Below are 18,608 nucleotides of genomic sequence, written 5' to 3'. Positions count from 1 at the left end.
GCCCGCCCCATGCCCTGCGCGTCCGAGGAGGTGATCCCGATGGCGCCCAGGTCGTGCAGCACGTCCTCCGCGCCCATCGTCCCGGCCCGGATCCGGTCACGCGCCATCGCCGCGTCACCCGGCAGATCCGTCTTCAGATCATGGACCGAGACGATCATCCCGTAGTGCTCGGCCACCGCATCCCGGCCGAAGGGCAACGTCGGATTGGTGGAGGAGCCGATCACATTCGGCACGCCCGCCATCTTCAGCACGTTCGGCACATGCCCGCCACCACACCCCTCGATGTGGAAGGCGTGAATGGTCCGCCCCTCCAGCACCTTCAAGGTGTCCTCGACGGACAGACACTCATTCAACCCATCGCTGTGCAGGGCAACTTGGACATCATGCTCCTCGGCCACCCGCAACGCCGTATCGAGCGCGCGCGTATGGGCGCCCATGTCCTCGTGCACCTTGAAGCCCGACGCACCGCCCTCGGCGAGCGCCTCGATCAGCGGGGCGTCGTGCGAGGACGAACCACGGCCCAGGAAGCCGATGTTGACGGGCCAGGCGTCGAAGGCGTTGAACGCGTGCTTCAGCGCCCAGGGCGAGTTGACCCCGACGCCCCACACGGGCCCGAACTCCTGGCCGATGATCGTCGTGACACCGGAGGCCAGCGAGGCCTCCATGATGCGCGGCGACAGCAGATGGACATGCGTGTCCACGGACCCGGCGGTGGCGATGAGCCCCTCGCCCGACACGATGGACGTGCCGGTGCCGACGACGACGTCGACGCCGTCGAGGGTGTCGGGGTTCCCGGCCCGCCCTATGGCGTGGATGCGGCCTTCCCTGATGCCGACGGACACCTTGCGGATGCCCTGCACGGCGTCGATCACCAGCACATTGCTGATCACGACGTCACAGGTCTCGCGGACGGCGGCGGCCTTCAGATGCAGCCCGTCACGGGCCGTCTTGCCGAACCCGGCCAGGAACTCCTCGCCGTACTCCTGCGAGTCGGACTCCACCCGGACCACCAGGCCCGAGTCCCCGAGCCTGACCCGGTCGCCCGCACGGGGCCCATGGGTGGCGGCGTACGCGTACGGATCGATGCTCATCGGTCAGCTCCCAGATATCCGCAGGCCACGGCCCTGCGCAGGGCCTCTTCCTTGGCGCCGGGCGCATCGAGCGCGCCGTCCACCAGACCGGCGAAGCCGATCGCGATGCGCTCCCCGCCGATCGGCACGAGCCCGACCTCGACGCTCTCGCCGGGGCCGAAGCGCACGGAGGACCCGGCGGGAACCGCGAGCCGCATCCCATAGGCGACCGCGCGGTCGAAGTCGAGCCGGGGATTGGCCTCGAAGAGATGGAAGTGCGAGGTGACGGAGACGGGCACGGACGCGGTGTTGTGCACGGTGAGCGTCGCGACGGGCGCGAGCTCCGCGTGCTCGGGACCGGGCAGCAGTGCCCCCGGAGCCGCACTCCCCAGCCCCGCCCCGATGGGCTGCGAGACGACCGCGAGCCGGGAGCCGTCGTCGAAGACGGCCTCCACATGCACCTCGGTCACCACGTCCGCGACGCCCGGCAGGACGTCGTCGGGCCCGAGGACCGAGCGTGCCCGCTCGATCGCCTCGGCGAGCCTGGCCCCGTCGCGGGCCGCCTCGCACACCGTGTCCGCGATCAGCGCGGTCGCCTCGGGGACGTTGAGTCTGAGGCCGCGCGCCTTGCGGGCCCTGGCCAGCTCGGCCGCCCCGAAGAGCAGCAGCCGGTCGCGTTCCGTGGGGGTAAGCCGCACGCCACCACACCTCCATCGTTTGAACAACACTCTAACCATGAGATTGATCCGACGGAAACATTGACGTGCGAGCTTGACTCAGGTCACATTGAGCGGCACTCAAACAGTCGAACGGCGGCCTGTGTGCGCAGGCCGCCACGATCGAGCGTCAGGGGCACCCTCATGCCGATAGAACAGCGCGGAGTCGACACCATCCCGGACGGGGAACGCACCAGCGGCCCCCGCGATCTCATCTCGATCCTGCTCGGCTCCAACCTCTGTCTCGGGGTGATCGTCTTCGGCTGGCTGCCGGTGTCGTTCGGCCTCGGCTGGTGGGCGTCGGTCACCTCCGTGGTGGCGGGCACGGTGATCGGCACGGCCCTCACGGCCCCCCTCGCCCTGGTCTCGCTCCGCACGGGCACGAACCTCTCCACATCCTCCGGAGCGCAGTTCGGCGTGCGGGGCCGTCTGGTCGGCTCGATCGTCGGCCTCCTGCTCTCCCTCGGCTACACCGCGCTGACCATCTGGATCGGCGGCGACGTCATGGTGGGCGTCCTGCACCGCCTGATCGGACTTCCGGCGGGCGGCCTGTCCTACGGGATCGTGTACGCGCTCCTGGCCGCCGCCACGGTGACGGGCGCGGTCTACGGCTACCGGGTCCTGCTGAAGCTGTCCCGCGTCCTCGCCGTCGGCATGACGGCACTCCTGATCCTCGGGGCGGTGGCCTACGCCCCCGACTTCACGACGTCGGCACTCCCCGACGCGGGCGGCTACCTCCTCGGCTCCTTCTGGCCGACGTGGCTGCTCGCCCTGGTGGCGGCGGGCCTGAGCGGCCCGATCGCGTTCATCACGCTCCTGGGCGACTACACGCGCTACGTCTCGCCCACGCGCCACAGCTCGCGGACGGTCCTGCGGGCATCGTGGATCGGCCTGCTGGCCGGGCTCCTCGTCCCCCAGCTCTTCGGTACGTTCACGGCGTACGCGGCGGGCGCTGCGCTCGACTACGCGGGCCCGCTGGTGTCCGCGTCCCCGGCCTGGTACTTGATCCCGCTCCTGTTGGCCGCCTCGGCGGGCTCGGTCGGCAACGCGGGTCTGATGCTGTACTCGATGGGTCTGGACCTGGACGCGATCCTGCCGCGGGCTTCGCGGGCGCGGGCGACGTACACGGTGGCGGTGGTGGCCACGGGGTGCGTGTTCGTGGGCCATTACGCGTGGGAGGCGCAGGACGCGATGACGTCCTTCGTCCTGCTCCTCACGGCGATCGGCACACCGTGGGCGGTGATCACCCTGATCGGCTTCGCGCGCTGCGGGGGCGTGTACGACGCGGAGGCGCTCCAGGTCTTCAACCGCCGCTCCAGGGGCGGGATCTACTGGTACCGCGCGGGCTGGAACGTCCCGGCGGCGGCGAGTTGGGCGCTGGGCGCAGTGGTCGGCCTCGCGGCGGTCTCGCTGCCCTCCTACGAAGGACCGCTGCTCTCCCTCACCGGCGGGGTGGACTGCAGTTTCCTGCTGTCGGGCGTGGTGGGCGGCCTCGCGTACGTGATCCTGGAGCGGGGGAAGGCTCCCGAGCCGACGCGGGAGGACGGCCCGGCGGTCAGTGTGCCGACGCCGTGATCAGCTCATGCAGATACCGCTTGACGATGACGCCGCCGTACGTGCCGTCGATCAACTCCCTCACGCATCCGAGCAGTCCCTCGCGGGTGTCGTGATCGAGGGCACGGTGCCCGGAGTAGGTGCGGAGCACGTCGATGTACTGATCGGCGGTGTAGGTGATGTCCCGCGCGAAGCGGAGCACGGTGACGGGGCCGAGGCCGTGCGTCTGCTCGATCTCGCCGACATCGGTCCGGACGGTGCTCTCCTCGGGCAGCCGCAGGCCGGGCTCGGTGGCGTCGGGGTCCCACCGCTCATAACACCCTTGGACCTCCACCCAGAAGCCGGAACTCCCCCCGGCGACATGCTCAGTGGTGACAACGGCAAGGGTCCCGCCACCCCGCAGCGCCGCCCGCATCTTGGGCACCCGCACGGCTGGATCGAGCCAGTGGAAGGCGGTGGCGCAGACAACCAGGTCGTACGGCTCCGGGGGCAGGGGCCAGGCCTCGAATTCGGCCACCTCGACGTGGGCCCGGGGATACGGGGCGAGGTTGCGCCGCGCCACCGCGGCGAGGGCGGGCCCCAACTCCACGGCGGTGAGAACCCCGCCGACCCGGGCCAGCGGCACGCTCAACTGCCCCGTACCCGGGGCCACTTCCAGCACTCTGCTGCGGGGGCTGAGCTGCGCCTGCGCGACCAGCGCGTCCACCAGCCCGGAGGGATACCGCGGCCGAACCCGGTCATACAACTCGGCATCCCCATCAAAAATCCCACGCAACATCCCCCCACTGTCCCGCACCGAACACCCCTTCCCCACCCGATTGCCCCGCAGCACCATCGACTAGCCGCAGTCGGCAGCGAGACGCGAGGGGACGTGGCGGTATGTCCGCCCGGAGCACGGTTCCCGGCGCTCCCCCACCGCAGCAGCCCCGCGGCCACCGGACGATAGCGAGGACGGACATACCGGCACGGCCCCGCACCCCAGACGCACCCGCACCGCACCAGGCACCGCCCCACCCCGCCCCGGACACCACAAAGGCCGGGCCCGGGGGCGAACCCCCGGCCCGGCCTCAAGCCCCGCTAAGCCCTCAGCCGAGGTCATGCATCCAGCCATGCCGGTCCTTCGCCGTCCCCCGCTGCACATCCAGCAGCGCCTCCCGCAGCCTCATCGTCACCGGGCCCGGCTCGCCGCCGCTCTGCGTCCACTCGCCCGAGCGGCACTTGACCGTACCCACCGGAGTGATCACCGCCGCCGTACCGCACGCGAAGACCTCCGTCAGCGTGCCCTCGGACGTGTCCGCCTGCCACTGGTCGATCGACACCCGCGACTCCTCCGAGGAGTAGCCGAGGTCACGGGCGACCGTGAGCAGCGAGTCCCGGGTGATGCCGGCCAGCAACGAGCCCGTCAGCGTCGGCGTCACGATCTTGTCCCCGTACACGAAGTACAGGTTCATCCCGCCGAGCTCCTCGACCCACTTGTGCTCCACGGCGTCCAGGTACGCGACCTGGTCGCAGCCCTTCTCCGCGGCCTCGGCCTGCGCCAGCAGGGACGCCGCGTAGTTGCCGCCGGTCTTGGCGTCGCCCACGCCGCCCGGAACCGCCCGCACGCGGTCCTCCGACAGCCAGATCGAGACGGGCTTGACGCCACCGGGGAAGTACGCGCCCGCGGGCGAGGCGATCACGATGAAGAGGTACTCATTGGCCGGCTTCACGCCGAGCCCGACCTCGCTCGCGATCATGAACGGACGCAGGTACAGCGACTCCTCGCCACCGTGCGCCGGCACCCACGCCTTGTCCTGCTTCACCAGCGCGTCGCACGCCTCGATGAACGTCTCGACCGGCAGCTCCGGCATCGCGAGCCGCCGCGCCGACCGCTGGAAGCGCTCCGCGTTGGCCTCGGGACGGAAGGAGGCCACCGTGCCGTCGGGCTGGCGGTAGGCCTTCAGGCCCTCGAAGATCTCCTGCGCGTAGTGCAGGACGTTGGTCGCCGGGTCGAGGGAGAGCGGGCCGTACGGCACGAGCTGACCGTCGTGCCAGCCGCGGCCCTCCGTCCACTTGATCGTCACCATGTGATCGGTGAAGTGGCGGCCGAACCCGGGGTTGGCCAGGATCGCCTCGCGCTCCGCCGTGGACAGCGGGTTCGCGGTGGGCTTGAGCTCGATCGTGGGTGTCGGCGTCGTCGTCATGAGTACTAGTCCTTCACGGTGTGATGGTGACGGACCGCGCTCACGCCTGTACATCGTGTACTAGGACGTCCGAGCTTCCCTGCATTCCGCGGCCCCACGTTCGATTATCGCTCGCGTGGCGCCGAGGAAGAAACAGCGTGAATGCGGCCCAGGGGTCGATGGTGGCACCCGGAGCCGCATACGAGAAGCCGCCGGGTCCGTGAACCAGACCCGGCGGCTTCTGTGTCGTAAGAACGAGCTACCGGGTCAGCCCGCTACTCGTACGGCGAGCGCGTCGCCGATCTGCTCGGTGGTGCGGACCGTGTCGCCGCGCTCCGAGAGGTCGGCGGAGACGGCGGTCTCGATGCGCGCCGCCTCGTCCTCGTACCCGAGGTGACGCAGGAGCAGGGCGACGGACAGGACGGTGGCCGACGGGTCGGCCTTGCCCTGGCCCGCGATGTCCGGCGCCGAGCCGTGCACGGGCTCGAACATCGACGGGAACTCGCGGCTCGGGTTGATGTTGCCCGAGGCCGCGACCCCGATGCCGCCGGAGACGGCCGCGGCGAGGTCGGTGATGATGTCGCCGAAGAGGTTGTCGGTGACGATCACGTCGAACCGGCCCGGGTCGGTGACCAGGTAGATCGTCGCGGCGTCGACGTGGATGTAGTCGGTGGTGACGTCGGGGAACTCCTTCGCCACCTCGTTGAAGACGTTCGTCCAGAGGTGACCGGCGTACGCGAGGACGTTGTTCTTGTGGACCAGCGTCAGCTTCTTGCGCGGGCGGGCCTGGGCGCGGGCGAAGGCGTCACGGACCACGCGCTCCACACCGAACGCGGTGTTGACGGAGACCTCGGTGGCGACCTCGTGCGGGGTACCGGTGCGGATCGAGCCGCCGTTGCCCGTGTACGGGCCCTCGGTCCCTTCGCGTACGACGATGAAGTCGATCTCCGGCTGCCCCGCGAGCGGAGTGGAGACACCCGGAAGGAGCTTCGACGGCCGCAGGTTGACGTGGTGGTCGAAGAGGAAGCGGAGCTTCAGCAGGAAGCCGCGCTCCAGGACGCCGGACGGGACCGAGGGGTCGCCGATCGCGCCGAGGAGGATCGCGTCGTACTGCTTGAGGGCCTCGACGTCGGCGTCGGTGAGGGTCTCACCGGTGGCGTGGTACCGCTTGGCGCCGAAGTCGAACTCCTTGGTCTCCAGCTTCACATCCTGCGGGAGGACGGCATTGAGGACCTTGAGCCCCTGGGCCACGACTTCCTGGCCGATTCCATCACCGGGGATCACTGCGAGATTGATGCTGCGAGACATACGGGCACCCTACGCCCCGTCCCACGGGATGACACGCGCAGTCCGGCATGCGGACACCCCTGGTCACGCCACGGGCAGGCCACCACATGGCCACTCCCTCTTCACCCGCAGGCCTGGTGGGAGTTGGCACCCACTGGGAAGTTCTCCTTCCATGGACACCCCCGAGGTCGGCATACCGGAGCAGCTCGCGGCCGGGATGAGCATGCCCGAGCAGCACGCGTATCTGCGCCGGAAGTTCTCCCGCCGCAAGGTCCTGGCCAGTTCGTTCGCCACCGCAGGCACGGTCGGCGGCATCGGCCTGCTCGCCGGCAGCTCGGGCAGCGCCCACGGCGAGGCCGCGTCGGCGTCGCGCCCGCTCGCCGCGCCGTCCGCGCCCGTGAAGGTCGACGGCAGGCTGGTGGCGCCCTTCGCCCGGCATCTGGCCTTCGGGGCCGACCCGAAGACGCAGATGCGGGTCTCCTGGCAGGTGCCGTTCGCGGTCAAGTCCCCTTACCTGCGGGTGGGCCTCAAGCCCTGGGAGCTGAGCCGGAAGATCGAGGCGGAGGTGCGCGACCTGCACACCCCCTCCCTGTCGAAGAAGCTGCCCGCGGTCGAGCAGTACTACCTGCACGCGGCCCTCGACGGCCTCAAGCCCGGCACGACGTACTACTACGGCGTCGGCCACGAGGGCTTCGACCCGGCGTCACCCGAACGGATGGCGACGATCGGCTCCTTCCGCACGGCACCCGCGACACCGGAGAAGTTCGTCTTCACGGCCTTCGGCGACCAGGGCGTGAGCTACGACGCGCTCGCCAACGACCAGTTGATCCTGGGCCAGAACCCGTCCTTCCATCTGCACGCGGGCGACATCTGCTACGCGGACAGCACCGGGCACGGCAAGGAGTCCGACACCTACGACGCGCGGGTGTGGGACACCTTCCTCGCGCAGACGGAGTCCGTGGCGAAGTCGGTCCCGTGGATGGTCACGACCGGCAACCACGACATGGAGGCGTGGTACTCCCCCAACGGTTACGGCGGCCAGAGCGCCCGCTGGTCGCTCCCCGGGAACGGCTTCGACCCGAGGAACGCGCCGGGCGTCTACTCCTTCACGTACGGCAATGTCGGCGTCGTCGCGCTCGACGCGAACGACGTCTCGTACGAGATCCCCGCCAACAAGGGCTACACGGACGGCAAGCAGACCGCCTGGCTGGACAAGCGCCTGGGTGAGCTGCGGACGGACGCGTCCGTCGACTTCGTCGTGGTCTTCTTCCACCACTGCATGTACTCGACGGCCACGCACGCCTCGGACGGCGGGGTGCGCGACGCGTGGCTGGAGCTGTTCACCAAGCACCAGGTGGATCTGGTCGTCAACGGCCACAACCACGTCTACGAGCGCACCGACGCGATCAAGGGAGGCGAGGTCGGCAAGCCCGTGCCGGTCGGCGCGTCGACCGATCCGACGCGCGACGGCATCGTGTACGTCACCGCGGGCGGCGCGGGCAAGGACCTCTACAGCTTTCCGGCAGGCGTGAAGGACAGCTTCGAGGGCAACGTCAGGGACCGGGAGTCGATCCTGTCGTTCCACTGGACGAAGGCGCGCCTTCGCGACCCGGACACCGTCGCATGGTCACGGGTGCGGTACACCGGCTTCTCGTTCCTCGCGGTGGAGGTGACGGCCGGCGTGAACCCGAAGCTGACGGTCTCCGCGCTCGCCGAGAGCGGCGAGCGCGTGGACCACTTCGAGGTGGTGCGCGGTAAGTAGCGGTTGTGGGTGGCGTGGGCGGGTCAGTGACCCGTCTCGCCGCCGTTGTCCCTGCGGTCGAGTGCGCGCTGCAGGGCCGCTGCGGCGTTCTTGCGCTCGGAATCGGTCGTACGGGAGGTGTGGCGGACTCGGCGTGCGGTCGTCTCGGCCATGAGAGATCCATTCCTTGAGGGAAGGGGTGTATTCGAGACGCCGGAGGGGCGGGGAGCGGTGGAGCCGCAGGGGTTGCCTGCGTGGGGCTCCGGCTCACGACCGCCATTCGCTTGGTCGAGCGAGACGTTCGGCTCCTACAAAGCTAAGCGAGGACGGAGCGTCTGTCTCCACAATTACTCGGACTTCCTACTATCTGAGACGGGCTTCACTCCCGGCCCCTCCTCCGGCCGCCCTGAGCTCGCGGATCAGGGCCCGGACGGCGAGGGTGGCGGCCTGCTCCGGGGTGGTGACATAGCCCACCGAACGTGACGGGCGCTCCGGACCGAGATCGGTGATCTCGATTCCGTCCGGTGCTCCGTTCAGCGAGAGCGCGGGCATGATCGCCATGCCGAGACCCCTGCTCACCATCGAGAGCACCGCTCCGTCGTCCTCGGTGAGGACGGTCGCCTTCGGGATCCAGTCCTGCCCGGCCCACCACGTCCGGGTGTAGGAGCCGCAGTTCTCGTGCCAGTCCACCAGCGGCAGGGAGCGCGGGTCGGGATGTCCGGCCGGGTGCACCAGCGAGTAGGGCTCTTCGATCAGTACATCGCCCACGAGCCCGGCGGGCACCGGCGAGGTGGCCCCGATCGTCGCGATGCCCACGTCCGCGCGCCCCTGCGCCACCTCGCCCGCGGTGCCCGCGCCCAGTTCGCGCACGACGCGCACCTGCGGCTCGATGCCCGGGTGGCGGGCGGTGAGGCGCTCCAGGACGGGCGGAAGCAGGTACAGGGCCACACTGCGGAAGGCGGCGATGCGCAACGGTCCCGCGACCGTGCCCCGCTCGGCGCCGCGGGCCTCGGCGGCCAGGGTGTCCAGGAGCCGCAGCACGCGCCGGGCATGGGCGGCAGCGGCGGCACCTGCCGCGGTCGGCGTCGCGCCCTTCCGGCCCCGCTCGAAGAGCACCGCGCCGACCTTGCGTTCCGTCCCGCGTATGGAGTGCGAGACCGCGGACTGCGTGAGGCCGAGCGCCTTGGCCGCGGCCGAGAACCCGCGCTCGCTGTCGACGGCGACGAGGATGCGGAGCTCGTGGGGCGCGAGGTCGGTCGCGGCCGTCTTCTCAGCTGCATCCATCGGGGTTCCCACCTGCTTCCATGAGGGCTCTTCATGGGCCGGGCCGTTCCATGAGCGCAACCCTCTGCCCGGCCCCCGCATTCCTCCGTACGGTCACCGCCATGACCGAGACCGCACGCACCGTGCACCAGACCGCCCGCCCCCACGGCCTCCCCACCCCCGGCCACTTCGCCTTCGTGGAGTCCCCGCTGCCCGAACCCGCCCCGGGCACGGCCCTGGTGGAGAACCTCTACTGGTCGGTCGACCCCTACCACCGCGAGATGATGGACGGCGACTTCGGGCTCGACGCGCCCTTGGAGGGCCGCACCCTGGGCCGCGTCGTGGAGTCCCGCGACCCCGCGTTCCGCGAGGGCGACATCGTCTTCCACCGGCACGGCTGGCGCACCCACGCCGTCGTCACCCCCGAAGAGGCACGCCCCGTACCCCACTTCGACGGCGTACCGCTCTCCGCGCACCTGAGCATCCTCGGCGGGACCGGCCTGACCGCCTACGTCGGCCTCACCCGCATCGCCGAACTCCGCGCGGGGCAGGACGTGTTCGTCTCCGCGGCGGGCGGCGGCGTGGGTACGGCCACCGGGCGGCTCGCCCGGCTGATGGGCGCGGGGCGGCTCGTCGGCAGCGCGGGCACGGCGGCGAAGGCGGCGTACCTGACGGAGCACGTCGGCTACGACGAGGTCTTCGACTACCACACGGGCCCGACCGCCGAGCTGCTCGCGAAGGCGGCGCCCGAGGGGATCGACCTCTACGTGGACAACGTCGGCGGCGAGCACCTCGAAGCCGCGATCACCTCGCTGCGCGAGTACGGGCGAGTCGTGCGCATCGGCACGATGTCCCAGAAGAACAGCACCGACACGCCGTACGCCCTGCGCAACCTCCCCGACATCGTCGAGAAGAGCCTGCGCGTGGAGGGCTTCCTGGTCCGTAACCACCGTGATGTGCAAGAGGAGTTGTACGAGTTCGTGGTGCCGCACCTGCAGAGCGGGCGCGTCGGGCTCGACGAGACCGTGGTGGAGGGCTTCGACGGGATCGTGGACGCGTTCCTGGGGATGCTGCGGGGAGAGAACCGGGGCAAGATCATCGTGCGGGCTGCGGGAGCGCCGTCCGATGCACCCGGTGCCTAGTGCACCCGGTGTCTAGTGCACCCGGTGTCTAGAAGACGTCCCCGTCGCGCCAGTCGATGAGGAGTTCGTGCGCCGGGTCGAGGTCGGCGCCCCAGAGCAGCGGCGGATCCTCGTCCGGCATGTGGATCACGCCCTCGGGGCCGAGGGTGCCGACCGTGCCCTTCCACTCCCGCCAGCCGCGCGCGAGGTAGAGCCGCTGCCCCTCGTCGGACGCCGAGAGCGCGCCCAACGCGTACGCACGGTCGATGACGCGCTCAAGGGCCCCCATGACCTGCCCGCCAAGGCCCTGTCGCTGCCGGTCGGGACGGACGGCGACCGCTTCGACGTAACCGACGCGCAGCGAACGGCCGTCGTGCAGGATCCGGCGCTGCACCACGGAGCCGTGCGCGAGCAGGAGGCCGGAGTCGTCGTGCACGAGGGCGTGCACACCGCCGAGGCCGTGGTCCCAGTCCTGATCGCTGAAGTCCCCGTCGAACGCCTCGGCCATCAGGGCGCGTGCGGCGCGCAGTTCGGTGGGATCGAGGTCGTGGGTATGGGCCGTACGCAGCGTGGTCACCCCACCACCGTACTCAGGCCATATCTGAGTACGCACGCCGATTTGCGGGCGGCCGGGCGGCGGCAGAGTCGGTGCCATGAACGGCCTCTACGCTCTCAAGCCCTGGTACGCGGACCGGTTGTCCGGCGTGCGCGGCGCACTCGCCCGCCGCGAGGTGTCGCCCGACACCCTCACCGTGGCGGGTGTGCTCTGCGCGGCGGGCGCGGCGGCGGCGCTGGCCTGGCTGCCGGTGCCGTTCGCCGCGCTTCCCGTGGCGGTGCTGCTCGCCGCCCGGCTCGCCTTCGCGAACCTCGACGGCGCGCTGGCCCGCGACACCGGCCGCACGACGCGTCGCGGCGCGCTCCTGAACGAACTGGGCGACCGGGCCGCCGATCTGGCCATGCTCGCGGGCTTCCTCACCCTGGCCCCGCTGTGGCTGGTGGCGACGGCGGGCCTCGCGGCGACGCTGCCCTCGTGGGTGTCGCTCGCGGGCGCGGCGGCGGGCGCGCCCCGCCTGAACAGTGGCCCGGTCGGCAAGACGGAGCGCTGCGCCCTCGTGGTCCTCGCGGCGGCTTCCGGGTGGGTCGTTCCGGTGCTCGTGGTGGTCGCCGCGGGTTCGGTGCTCACGGCGGGGCTTCGACTGGCGCGGCTGTGGCGCGAGTTGGGCCCGACGCGGCAGGAGGACGAGCGATGAGCGCCGCGTTCGTCGCCGGGGAGGTCGCCGGGCGTGCGGTGCCCGTGGTCGCCGGAGTGCTCGGCGCCGGAGGAGTGGCCGTCGCCGCGCTGCCCTCGCGGGTGCGGATGCGGGCCGAGCTGCGCAAGCGGTGGCGGACCTGGGCGTTGGCCGCGCCGCTCTTCCTCGGGGCGTTCTTTCTCGGCCGGGCGGGGGCGTTCGCGCTCGCGGCCGGGCTCGGCGTGGTCGCCGTGGGCGAGTACGCCCGGATGGCGGGGCTGCCGCGGGGCGAGCGGGCGGTGCTCGGGGTGTCCGCCGTGGCGGTGCCGGGGATCGCCTGGGCCGCGCCCGGCGCCCTTGATCTGCGGACCGCGGGGGTGCTCCTGATCGCCGCCGCCGGTGTGGCGCTCTTCTCCGGGGACGCCGCCCAGGGCTTCACCCGGGCGAGCCGGACCGTCTTCGGACTCCTCTGGATCCCGCTCTCGCTGAGCGGACTCGTGCTGCTCGGCGACACGGCCCTGGCGGTGGGTGTCGCGGTGGCGTTCGGGGACGTGGGGGCGTGGTGCGGGGGTACGGCGCTCGGCCGCAGGGGGCTCCTGTCCCGGCCGCTCTCTCCCCTCTCCCCCCACAAGACCTGGGCGGGCGTGGCGGGCGCCGCGGCCGCGACCGCCGCCGCGCTGGCCGCGGTCGGCGCGTTCTCCCCCGTGCTGTGGGCCGCGGTGCTCGTCGGCTGCGTGATCGGGGACCTTCTGGAGTCGATGGTCAAGCGCGAGGCGGGAGTGAAGGACGCGGGGCGCTGGCTGCCGGGGTTCGGCGGGCTGCTCGACCGGATCGACTCGCTGCTGGTCGCTCTGCTGCTGACGATGGTGGTGACGCTGTGAGGGCCCGTACGAGTACGAGGGCAGGCTCGGCACATCGAGCCCGTGCGGCGTCCGCGGACGGACTCGGCGAAGCCGGTGACCGGCGGCGCCCTAAGCGTGGCGCTGCCCGGCTCCGCCGCGCCCTCTGGTGGACCCTGCTCACCCTCACCGGAGGTGTGGAGCGGCGTGGTCAACTCCCGCCCGGGGGCTGCGTCGTCGTGGCGAACCACTCCTCCCACGCGGACACCGCAGCGCTCCTCGCGGCGCTCGACGCCCGCCACACGCCCGCGATCGGCGCCGCCGCCGACTACTGGTTCGCATCCCGCTGGCGCAGCCGCGTCTGCAGCCGGCTGGCCGCGGGCTTCCCCGTGCGCCGCAGCGGAGGCGGCATGGACGACCTGCTGTCCAGGGCGGACGCCCTGCGCGCGGGCGGGGCCGTCGTCCTCTTCCCGGAGGGCACCCGCGCACGGGCGGGCGAACTGGGGGCCTTCCACAAGGGCGCCCTGGTACTGGCCCGGCAGGCGCAGGTGCCCGTCGTCCCCGTCGCCATCGACGGCACGGCCCGCCTCCTGCCCAAGCACGGCAAGCTCCGCCCCACCCTGGTGAGGGTCCGCGTCGGGGCCCCGCTGCCGCCGGACACCACACCGGAGGCGGCGCGTGACGCGGTGGCGGAGCTTCATCGGCGTACGGAGGGAGACCCGCTCAGGGACTCCGCGACGCGCAAGCGAACGGCCGCTGTCATCGGCTCCCGTTGGGGACTCGCCGCGGCCTTCGCCTGGGCCTTCGCCGAGGCGCTGAGCTGGCCCCTGATGCCGGAGCTGTTCCTGGCGATCGCCTGCGTGGCGGTGCCGCGCAGGGCCCTGAAGCTGTCCCTCACGGCGCTCGCGGGAAGCCTGGCGGGCGGCCTGCTGGCCCTTCAACTGGCTGCTGCGGGCGCGCAGTTGCCGCACCCTCTGACCACGGACCGGATGCGCACGGAGGTACGCGGCGAGCTCGCCGCCGAGGGCGCGGCAGCCGTCCGCCACCAGCCCTGGAACGGCATTCCCTTCAAGGTGTACGCACGCGAGGCGGGCCGCGCCGACATCGCGCCGCAGGACTGGCTGGCCCACTCGGCCCTCTCCCGCGGCTCCCGCACCCTCACGGTGGGCCTCGCCTTCGGGGCCTTCGGGTTCCTCGTGCACCGGCTCCGGCGGTTCTACGGTCTGTATCTGGCCTTGCTGGGCGTCGGTTTCACGACCGGACTCTCATTGATCGTGACGGGATGGAGCTGACCGGGGCACACTCGTGAGCATGGCTGACGAGACCGCAGAACGACCCTGGACCCCCATCCACGGCGAGCCCTACCGCTCCGTTCCGTACCGCCCCGAGCGCATGTCCGAAGCCGAATCCCTCGCGCACGCGGCCGAGTTGCGCACCCGGATGCGGGAGCGGCGCACGGTGCGGCAGTTCGCGCCCGACCCGGTGCCCCCGCAGGTCGTGCGGGACGCCATCGCATGCGCGGCGACGGCGCCGTCCGGCGCGCACCAGCAGCCGTGGACGTTCGTACTGGTCCAGGACCCGGAGGTACGCCGCCTCATCCGCGAGGCCGCGGAGCACGAGGAGCAGATCTCGTACGACGGGCGGCTCGGCGAGGAGTGGCTCGCCGCCCTGCGTCCGCTCGGCACGGACGAGGTGAAGCCGCATCTGACGGACGCGCCCGCGCTCGTCGTCGTCTTCCAGCAGCGCTACTGGCTGGGCGACGACGGCACCAAGCACAAGCACTACTACGTCGACGAGTCGGTCGGCATCGCCGTGGGGATGCTGCTGTCCGCCCTGCATCTGTCGGGCCTCGCCGCGCTGATCCACACGCCGAGCCCGATGCGGTTCCTGTCGCAGGTGCTCGGCCGTCCGGAGAACGAGAAGGCGTTCGCGGTGATCCCCGTGGGCTATCCGGCACCGGACTGCCAGGTACCCGATCTCGTGCGCAAGTCACTGGATCAGGTGCTGGTGGAGGTCTGAGCGGAGACCAGCTCGCGCTCGAAGGCTGGGTAGTCGGTGTATCCCTCGGCCCCGTGGGTGTAGAGGTGCGCCGCGTCGATCTCCTGGAGCGGTGCGCCCACCGCGAACCGCTCCGGCAGGTCGGGGTTGGAGATGAAGGCCCGCCCGTACGAGACGAGGTCCGCGAGGCCTTCGGCGAGGACCGCCTCGCCCGCCTCACGGGTGGTCGGGTCGCCGTTCTCGCCGACGTTGGCGATGAGGGTGCCGTGCCAGTGGGGGCGCAGGTCGGTGAGGGCGGGGTAGTCGGCGTTGTCGGTGAGGTGGAGGTAGGCGAGGCCCAGGCCGTCGAGCTCGTCGAGGAGCGCGCGGTAGACGGGGCCGGGGTCGGCCTCCGCCATGGCGAACTGGGGGTTGCCCGGCGAGAGGCGCAGGCCGAGGCGCCGGGCGCCGATGGCGTCGGCGACGGCGCGGGTCACCTCGACGGCGAAGCGGATGCGGTCGGCGATCGAGCCCCGGCCGTACTCGTCGTCGCGGAAGTTGGTGTTGTCGGCGAGGAACTGGTGGATCAAGTAGCTGTTGGCGCCGTGGAGTTCGACCCCGTCGAAGCCGGCGGCGATGGCGTTGCGGGCCGCGGTGACGTGATCGCGCACGGCGGTGTGGATCTCGTCGCGGGTCATCGCGCGCGGGACGACCGGATCGGCCTTCCCTCCGCCGCTCACATGGACACGGCCCGGGACGAGCACCGCGGACGGCCCCGCGGGAAGGTCGCCGTCGATCCGGGCCAGGGGGTGGCCCTTGCGGCCGCCGTGCATGAGCTGGGCGTAGATCCTGCCGCCGGCCTCGTGCACCGCCTCGGTCACCGCGCGCCAGCCAGCGATGTGGGCGGGAGTCTCCAGGCCCGGGATCCGCCAGTCGCTCTGTCCGCTGCTCGCGGGCCAGATGCCCTCGGTGACGATGAGACCGGCGCTCGCCCGCTGGGCGTAGTGATCGGCGACGACGGGGAGTGGGGTGCCGTCGTCGGTGGCGCGGTGGCGGCTCATGGGGGCCATGACGATGCGATTGGGCAGACGCAGGCCGTGGGTCGTGGGTGCGGAATACGGTGTGAGGAGCTTGGTGTTCGTCATGCCGGAACGTTAAAAGGTGACACCGGTGTCAGATTCAAGTGCGGCAGGCGCGACGGGTGCGGCAGATGCGACAGATGCGGAGGGACGCGTGACATGAGGATCGGCGAGCTGGCGGAGCGTACCGCGGTGAGTGAGCGGTCCCTCCGCTACTACGAGAAGCAGGGCCTGCTGCACGCGGACCGCACACCGGGCGGGCACCGCGACTACGCGGAGGCGGCGGTCGACCGGGTCGTCCACATCCAGGAGCTGTTCGCGGCGGGCCTGTGCAGCGCGAAGATCGTGCAGCTGCTGCCGTGCATGCGGGACAAGGACGGCGGCCCCTCGGAGACCGCGACGCCGTGGCTGGTGGAGGAGTTGTCGGTGGAGCGGGCCCGGATAGACGGCATGGTGGAGGAGCTGCTGCGGGCGCGGGACGTACTGGACGAGGTGATCACGGCGGCATCGGGAACGTCACCCACGAAGGACTGATCCCCGGATCCCCGGATCCCCGGATCCCCCACCGTGCCGTCTATCCGGGCCCCCGCTTCGCCGCGCCCCACCCACCGGGCAGACCCCACCCGCTTCGCCGCGCCCCACCCACCCCGCACATCACCACCGCCCCCTCCCCCACCCATGCCACCGCGGGGCAATCGGGCGGGTGGGTGGGAGAGCTTGTTCGTCCAGGGGCGGATGCGGGGCAATCGGGCGGGTGGGTGGGAGAGCTTGTTCGTCCAGGGGCGGATGCGGGGTGATGGGCGGGTGGGCGGGAAAGGCCCGTTCGTCCAGACGCGCCCCCCGGGAAACAGCACCGCCCCCGACCGGGGTGGGGCCCAGGTCGGAGGCGGGGTCAAGGGGGGCGCGGACGCCCAGGGGGCGTCAGCCCATGTGCGGGTAGCCGTACTCCGTCGGCGAGACCAGCGTCTCCTTGATGGCACGGGTCAGCGTCCACCGCTGCAGATTCTGCGGCGCACCCGCCTTGTCGTTCGTGCCCGAGGCACGACCGCCACCGAACGGCTGCTGGCCGACGACAGCGCCGGTCGACTTGTCGTTGATGTAGAAGTTGCCCGCGGCGTAGCGGAGCTTCTCCATCGTGTGGGCGGCAGCCGCGCGGTCACCCGCGATGACCGAACCCGTCAGGGCGTAGTCCGAGGCCGACTCCATCTGGGCCAGCATCTCGTCGTACTTGTCGTCCTCGTAGACGTGGATCGCCAGGAACGGGCCGAAGTACTCGGTCGTGAAGACCTCGTTGGCCGGGTCCGAGCACTCGACGACGGTCGGACGGACGAAGTAGCCGACCGAGTCGTCGTACGTGCCGCCCGCGACGATCGTGCAGGTCGGGTCGGCCGCCGCACGGTCGATCGCCGCCTTGTTCTTGGCGAACGCGCGCTCGTCGATGACGGCGCCGATGAAGTTCGACAGATCGGTGACGTCACCCATCTTGATGCCGTCCACCTCGGCCGCGAACTCCTCCTTGAAGCCGGAGTTCCAGATCGAGGCGGGGACGTACGCACGCGACGAGGCGCTGCACTTCTGGCCCTGGAACTCGAAGGAGCCACGGGTCAGCGCGGTCTTCAGGACGGCGCGGTCCGCGGACGGGTGCGCCACGACGAAGTCCTTGCCGCCGGTCTCGCCGACCAGGCGCGGGTACGTGCGGTAGTTGGCGATGTTCTCGCCGACCGTCTTCCACAGGTGCTGGAAGGTCGGGGTCGAGCCGGTGAAGTGGATGCCCGCCAGGTCGCGGTGGGTCAGGGCCACCTCGGAGACGGCGATGCCGTCGCCGGTCACCAGGTTGATGACGCCCTTGGGCAGGCCCGCCTCCTCAAGGAGCTGCATGAGCAGCACGGCGGCGTGCGTCTGCGTCGGGGACGGCTTCCACACGACCACGTTGCCCATGAGGGCCGGGGCGGTCGGCAGGTTGCCCGCGATGGCGGTGAAGTTGAAGGGGGTGATCGCGTAGACGAAGCCCTCGAGCGGGCGGTGGTCCAGGCGGTTCCAGACGCCGGTCGAGTTCGCCGGGGGCTGCTCGGCGAGCAGGTCACGGGCGTACTTGACGTTGAAGCGCCAGAAGTCGACGAGCTCACAGGGAGTGTCGATCTCGGCCTGCTGCGCGGTCTTCGACTGGCCGAGCATCGTGGACGCGGCAAGGGTCTCGCGCCACGTCGTGGAGAGCAGCTCGGCGGCGCGCAGGATGATCGCGGCACGGTCGTCGAAGGACATCGCGCGCCACGCCGGGGCGGCGGCGAGAGCGGCGTCGATCGCGTCCTGGGCGTCCTGCGAGGTGGCGCCGCGGCCGTTGCCGATGACGGCCTGGTGGTTGTGCGGCTGCACGACCTTGAAGGGCTCACCGCCACCGAGGCGCTTGACGCCGCCGATGGTCATCGGCAGCTCGATGGGGTTCTCGGAGAGCTCCTTGAGCTTGGTCTCGAGGCGGGCACGCTCCGGGGAACCGGGTGCGTAGCCGTGCACCGGCTCGTTGACCGGCGCGGGGACCTGGGTGACGGCGTCCATGAGTTCCGTATCTCCTT

The 18,608-nt window shown here is 71.2% G+C and carries 18 protein-coding genes; 8 read left to right on the top strand and 10 right to left on the bottom strand.

What is annotated here, in order from left to right; all coding sequences use genetic code 11:
* A partial coding sequence (locus AC07AG_RS15725; RefSeq protein WP_478755493.1) for an urease subunit alpha occupies positions 1 to 1,091 on the bottom strand: 1,091 nt, incomplete at its 3' end.
* Positions 1,088 to 1,768 carry an urease subunit gamma gene (gene ureA / locus AC07AG_RS15720; RefSeq protein WP_478755492.1) on the bottom strand — a complete coding sequence of 227 codons (681 nt, stop codon included), beginning with the start codon at positions 1,766 to 1,768 and terminating at the stop codon, positions 1,088 to 1,090. The genes ureA and AC07AG_RS15725, both read right to left, overlap by 4 nt.
* Positions 1,769 to 1,930: 162 nt before the next feature.
* Between ureA and AC07AG_RS15715 the strand changes: the two genes are divergently transcribed.
* Positions 1,931 to 3,361, top strand: a complete 1,431-nt coding sequence (locus AC07AG_RS15715; RefSeq protein ID WP_478755490.1) for a cytosine permease — start codon at positions 1,931 to 1,933, stop codon at positions 3,359 to 3,361.
* Here AC07AG_RS15715 and AC07AG_RS15710 read toward each other — a convergent pair.
* The 3 genes from AC07AG_RS15710 to AC07AG_RS15700 all read right to left on the bottom strand — a co-directional run bounded on the left by AC07AG_RS15710 (position 3,342) and on the right by AC07AG_RS15700 (position 6,810).
* A complete protein-coding gene (locus AC07AG_RS15710) occupies positions 3,342 to 4,118 on the bottom strand; it encodes a class I SAM-dependent methyltransferase (RefSeq protein WP_478755488.1) in 777 nt (258 codons plus the stop codon). The two genes, AC07AG_RS15715 and AC07AG_RS15710, sit on opposite strands and share 20 nt — an antisense overlap.
* Positions 4,119 to 4,425: 307 nt before the next feature.
* Positions 4,426 to 5,523, bottom strand: coding sequence for a branched-chain amino acid aminotransferase (locus AC07AG_RS15705; RefSeq protein WP_478755486.1), 1,098 nt, complete (start codon positions 5,521 to 5,523; stop codon positions 4,426 to 4,428).
* Positions 5,524 to 5,769: 246 nt separating this feature from the next.
* Positions 5,770 to 6,810, bottom strand: coding sequence for a 3-isopropylmalate dehydrogenase (locus AC07AG_RS15700; RefSeq protein WP_478755484.1), 1,041 nt, complete (start codon positions 6,808 to 6,810; stop codon positions 5,770 to 5,772).
* A 151-nt stretch (positions 6,811 to 6,961) separates the two neighbouring features.
* Between AC07AG_RS15700 and AC07AG_RS15695 the strand changes: the two genes are divergently transcribed.
* Positions 6,962 to 8,551, top strand: a complete 1,590-nt coding sequence (locus AC07AG_RS15695; RefSeq protein WP_478755482.1) for a purple acid phosphatase family protein — start codon at positions 6,962 to 6,964, stop codon at positions 8,549 to 8,551.
* Positions 8,552 to 8,574: 23 nt separating this feature from the next.
* Here the strand turns inward: AC07AG_RS15695 and AC07AG_RS15690 are convergent, their stop codons facing one another.
* Together AC07AG_RS15690 and AC07AG_RS15685 are read right to left on the bottom strand one after the other, a co-directional pair.
* The gene (locus AC07AG_RS15690) at positions 8,575 to 8,703 is read right to left on the bottom strand and encodes a hypothetical protein (protein WP_478755480.1); all 129 of its coding nucleotides are present in this window, start codon (positions 8,701 to 8,703) and stop codon (positions 8,575 to 8,577) included.
* A gap of 190 nt (positions 8,704 to 8,893) precedes the next feature.
* Positions 8,894 to 9,814, bottom strand: a complete 921-nt coding sequence (locus tag AC07AG_RS15685) for a LysR family transcriptional regulator (RefSeq protein WP_478755478.1) — start codon at positions 9,812 to 9,814, stop codon at positions 8,894 to 8,896.
* A gap of 101 nt (positions 9,815 to 9,915) precedes the next feature.
* On the opposite strand from AC07AG_RS15685, the gene AC07AG_RS15680 reads away from it, so the two are divergent.
* On the top strand, positions 9,916 to 10,935 hold the full coding sequence (locus tag AC07AG_RS15680; RefSeq protein ID WP_478755476.1) for an NADP-dependent oxidoreductase: 1,020 nt from the start codon (positions 9,916 to 9,918) through the stop codon (positions 10,933 to 10,935).
* A gap of 28 nt (positions 10,936 to 10,963) precedes the next feature.
* On the opposite strand, the gene AC07AG_RS15675 is transcribed toward AC07AG_RS15680, so the two are convergent.
* A complete protein-coding gene (locus AC07AG_RS15675) occupies positions 10,964 to 11,569 on the bottom strand; it encodes a GNAT family N-acetyltransferase (RefSeq protein WP_478755474.1) in 606 nt (201 codons plus the stop codon).
* On the opposite strand from AC07AG_RS15675, the gene AC07AG_RS15670 reads away from it, so the two are divergent.
* The 4 genes from AC07AG_RS15670 to AC07AG_RS15655 are packed head-to-tail and all read left to right on the top strand — an operon-like array spanning position 11,568 to position 15,001.
* Positions 11,568 to 12,164, top strand: coding sequence for a CDP-alcohol phosphatidyltransferase family protein (locus tag AC07AG_RS15670; RefSeq protein WP_478755472.1), 597 nt, complete (start codon positions 11,568 to 11,570; stop codon positions 12,162 to 12,164). The genes AC07AG_RS15675 and AC07AG_RS15670 overlap by 2 nt on opposite strands.
* Positions 12,161 to 13,024 carry a phosphatidate cytidylyltransferase gene (locus AC07AG_RS15665; RefSeq protein WP_478755470.1) on the top strand — a complete coding sequence of 288 codons (864 nt, stop codon included), beginning with the start codon at positions 12,161 to 12,163 and terminating at the stop codon, positions 13,022 to 13,024. Before AC07AG_RS15670 ends, AC07AG_RS15665 begins: the two co-directional genes overlap by 4 nt.
* Complete coding sequence (locus AC07AG_RS15660; RefSeq protein ID WP_478755468.1) at positions 13,021 to 14,274, top strand: lysophospholipid acyltransferase family protein; 1,254 nt, start codon at positions 13,021 to 13,023, stop codon at positions 14,272 to 14,274. The genes AC07AG_RS15665 and AC07AG_RS15660 overlap by 4 nt, the downstream gene beginning before the upstream one ends.
* A 19-nt stretch (positions 14,275 to 14,293) precedes the next feature.
* Positions 14,294 to 15,001 (top strand): nitroreductase family protein, encoded by a 708-nt coding sequence (locus AC07AG_RS15655; RefSeq protein ID WP_478755467.1) that lies wholly within the window; start codon positions 14,294 to 14,296, stop codon positions 14,999 to 15,001.
* Here AC07AG_RS15655 and AC07AG_RS15650 read toward each other — a convergent pair.
* Positions 14,980 to 16,104, bottom strand: a complete 1,125-nt coding sequence (locus tag AC07AG_RS15650) for an alkene reductase (protein WP_478755465.1) — start codon at positions 16,102 to 16,104, stop codon at positions 14,980 to 14,982. The genes AC07AG_RS15655 and AC07AG_RS15650 overlap by 22 nt on opposite strands.
* Before the next feature lie 93 nt (positions 16,105 to 16,197).
* Here AC07AG_RS15650 and AC07AG_RS15645 point away from each other — a divergent pair, with 93 nt between their 5' ends.
* On the top strand, positions 16,198 to 16,572 hold the full coding sequence (locus AC07AG_RS15645; protein ID WP_478755463.1) for a MerR family transcriptional regulator: 375 nt from the start codon (positions 16,198 to 16,200) through the stop codon (positions 16,570 to 16,572).
* Positions 16,573 to 16,959: 387 nt separating this feature from the next.
* Here the strand turns inward: AC07AG_RS15645 and pruA are convergent, their stop codons facing one another.
* Complete coding sequence (gene pruA, locus AC07AG_RS15640) at positions 16,960 to 18,591, bottom strand: L-glutamate gamma-semialdehyde dehydrogenase (protein ID WP_249587570.1); 1,632 nt, start codon at positions 18,589 to 18,591, stop codon at positions 16,960 to 16,962.
* Positions 18,592 to 18,608 lie beyond the last annotated feature (17 nt).

Source organism: Streptomyces sp. NPDC044044, from assembly GCF_056434405.1.
This window is presented reverse-complemented; position numbering and strand designations above follow the sequence as displayed.

What these genes read in the sequence shown, in the direction of transcription:
- AC07AG_RS15715 (WP_478755490.1), top strand. Translation starts at nt 1,931, where the DNA reads ATGCCGATAGAACAGCGCGGAGTCGACACCATCCCGGACGGGGAACGC.
- AC07AG_RS15710 (WP_478755488.1), bottom strand. Translation starts at nt 4,118, where the DNA reads ATGTTGCGTGGGATTTTTGATGGGGATGCCGAGTTGTATGACCGGGTT.
- AC07AG_RS15705 (WP_478755486.1), bottom strand. Translation starts at nt 5,523, where the DNA reads ATGACGACGACGCCGACACCCACGATCGAGCTCAAGCCCACCGCGAAC.
- AC07AG_RS15700 (WP_478755484.1), bottom strand. Translation starts at nt 6,810, where the DNA reads ATGTCTCGCAGCATCAATCTCGCAGTGATCCCCGGTGATGGAATCGGC.
- AC07AG_RS15695 (WP_478755482.1), top strand. Translation starts at nt 6,962, where the DNA reads ATGGACACCCCCGAGGTCGGCATACCGGAGCAGCTCGCGGCCGGGATG.
- AC07AG_RS15690 (WP_478755480.1), bottom strand. Translation starts at nt 8,703, where the DNA reads ATGGCCGAGACGACCGCACGCCGAGTCCGCCACACCTCCCGTACGACC.
- AC07AG_RS15685 (WP_478755478.1), bottom strand. Translation starts at nt 9,814, where the DNA reads ATGGATGCAGCTGAGAAGACGGCCGCGACCGACCTCGCGCCCCACGAG.
- AC07AG_RS15680 (WP_478755476.1), top strand. Translation starts at nt 9,916, where the DNA reads ATGACCGAGACCGCACGCACCGTGCACCAGACCGCCCGCCCCCACGGC.
- AC07AG_RS15670 (WP_478755472.1), top strand. Translation starts at nt 11,568, where the DNA reads ATGAACGGCCTCTACGCTCTCAAGCCCTGGTACGCGGACCGGTTGTCC.
- AC07AG_RS15675 (WP_478755474.1), bottom strand. Translation starts at nt 11,569, where the DNA reads ATGGCACCGACTCTGCCGCCGCCCGGCCGCCCGCAAATCGGCGTGCGT.
- AC07AG_RS15665 (WP_478755470.1), top strand. Translation starts at nt 12,161, where the DNA reads ATGAGCGCCGCGTTCGTCGCCGGGGAGGTCGCCGGGCGTGCGGTGCCC.
- AC07AG_RS15655 (WP_478755467.1), top strand. Translation starts at nt 14,294, where the DNA reads ATGGCTGACGAGACCGCAGAACGACCCTGGACCCCCATCCACGGCGAG.
- AC07AG_RS15650 (WP_478755465.1), bottom strand. Translation starts at nt 16,104, where the DNA reads ATGACGAACACCAAGCTCCTCACACCGTATTCCGCACCCACGACCCAC.
- AC07AG_RS15645 (WP_478755463.1), top strand. Translation starts at nt 16,198, where the DNA reads ATGAGGATCGGCGAGCTGGCGGAGCGTACCGCGGTGAGTGAGCGGTCC.
- pruA (WP_249587570.1), bottom strand. Translation starts at nt 18,591, where the DNA reads ATGGACGCCGTCACCCAGGTCCCCGCGCCGGTCAACGAGCCGGTGCAC.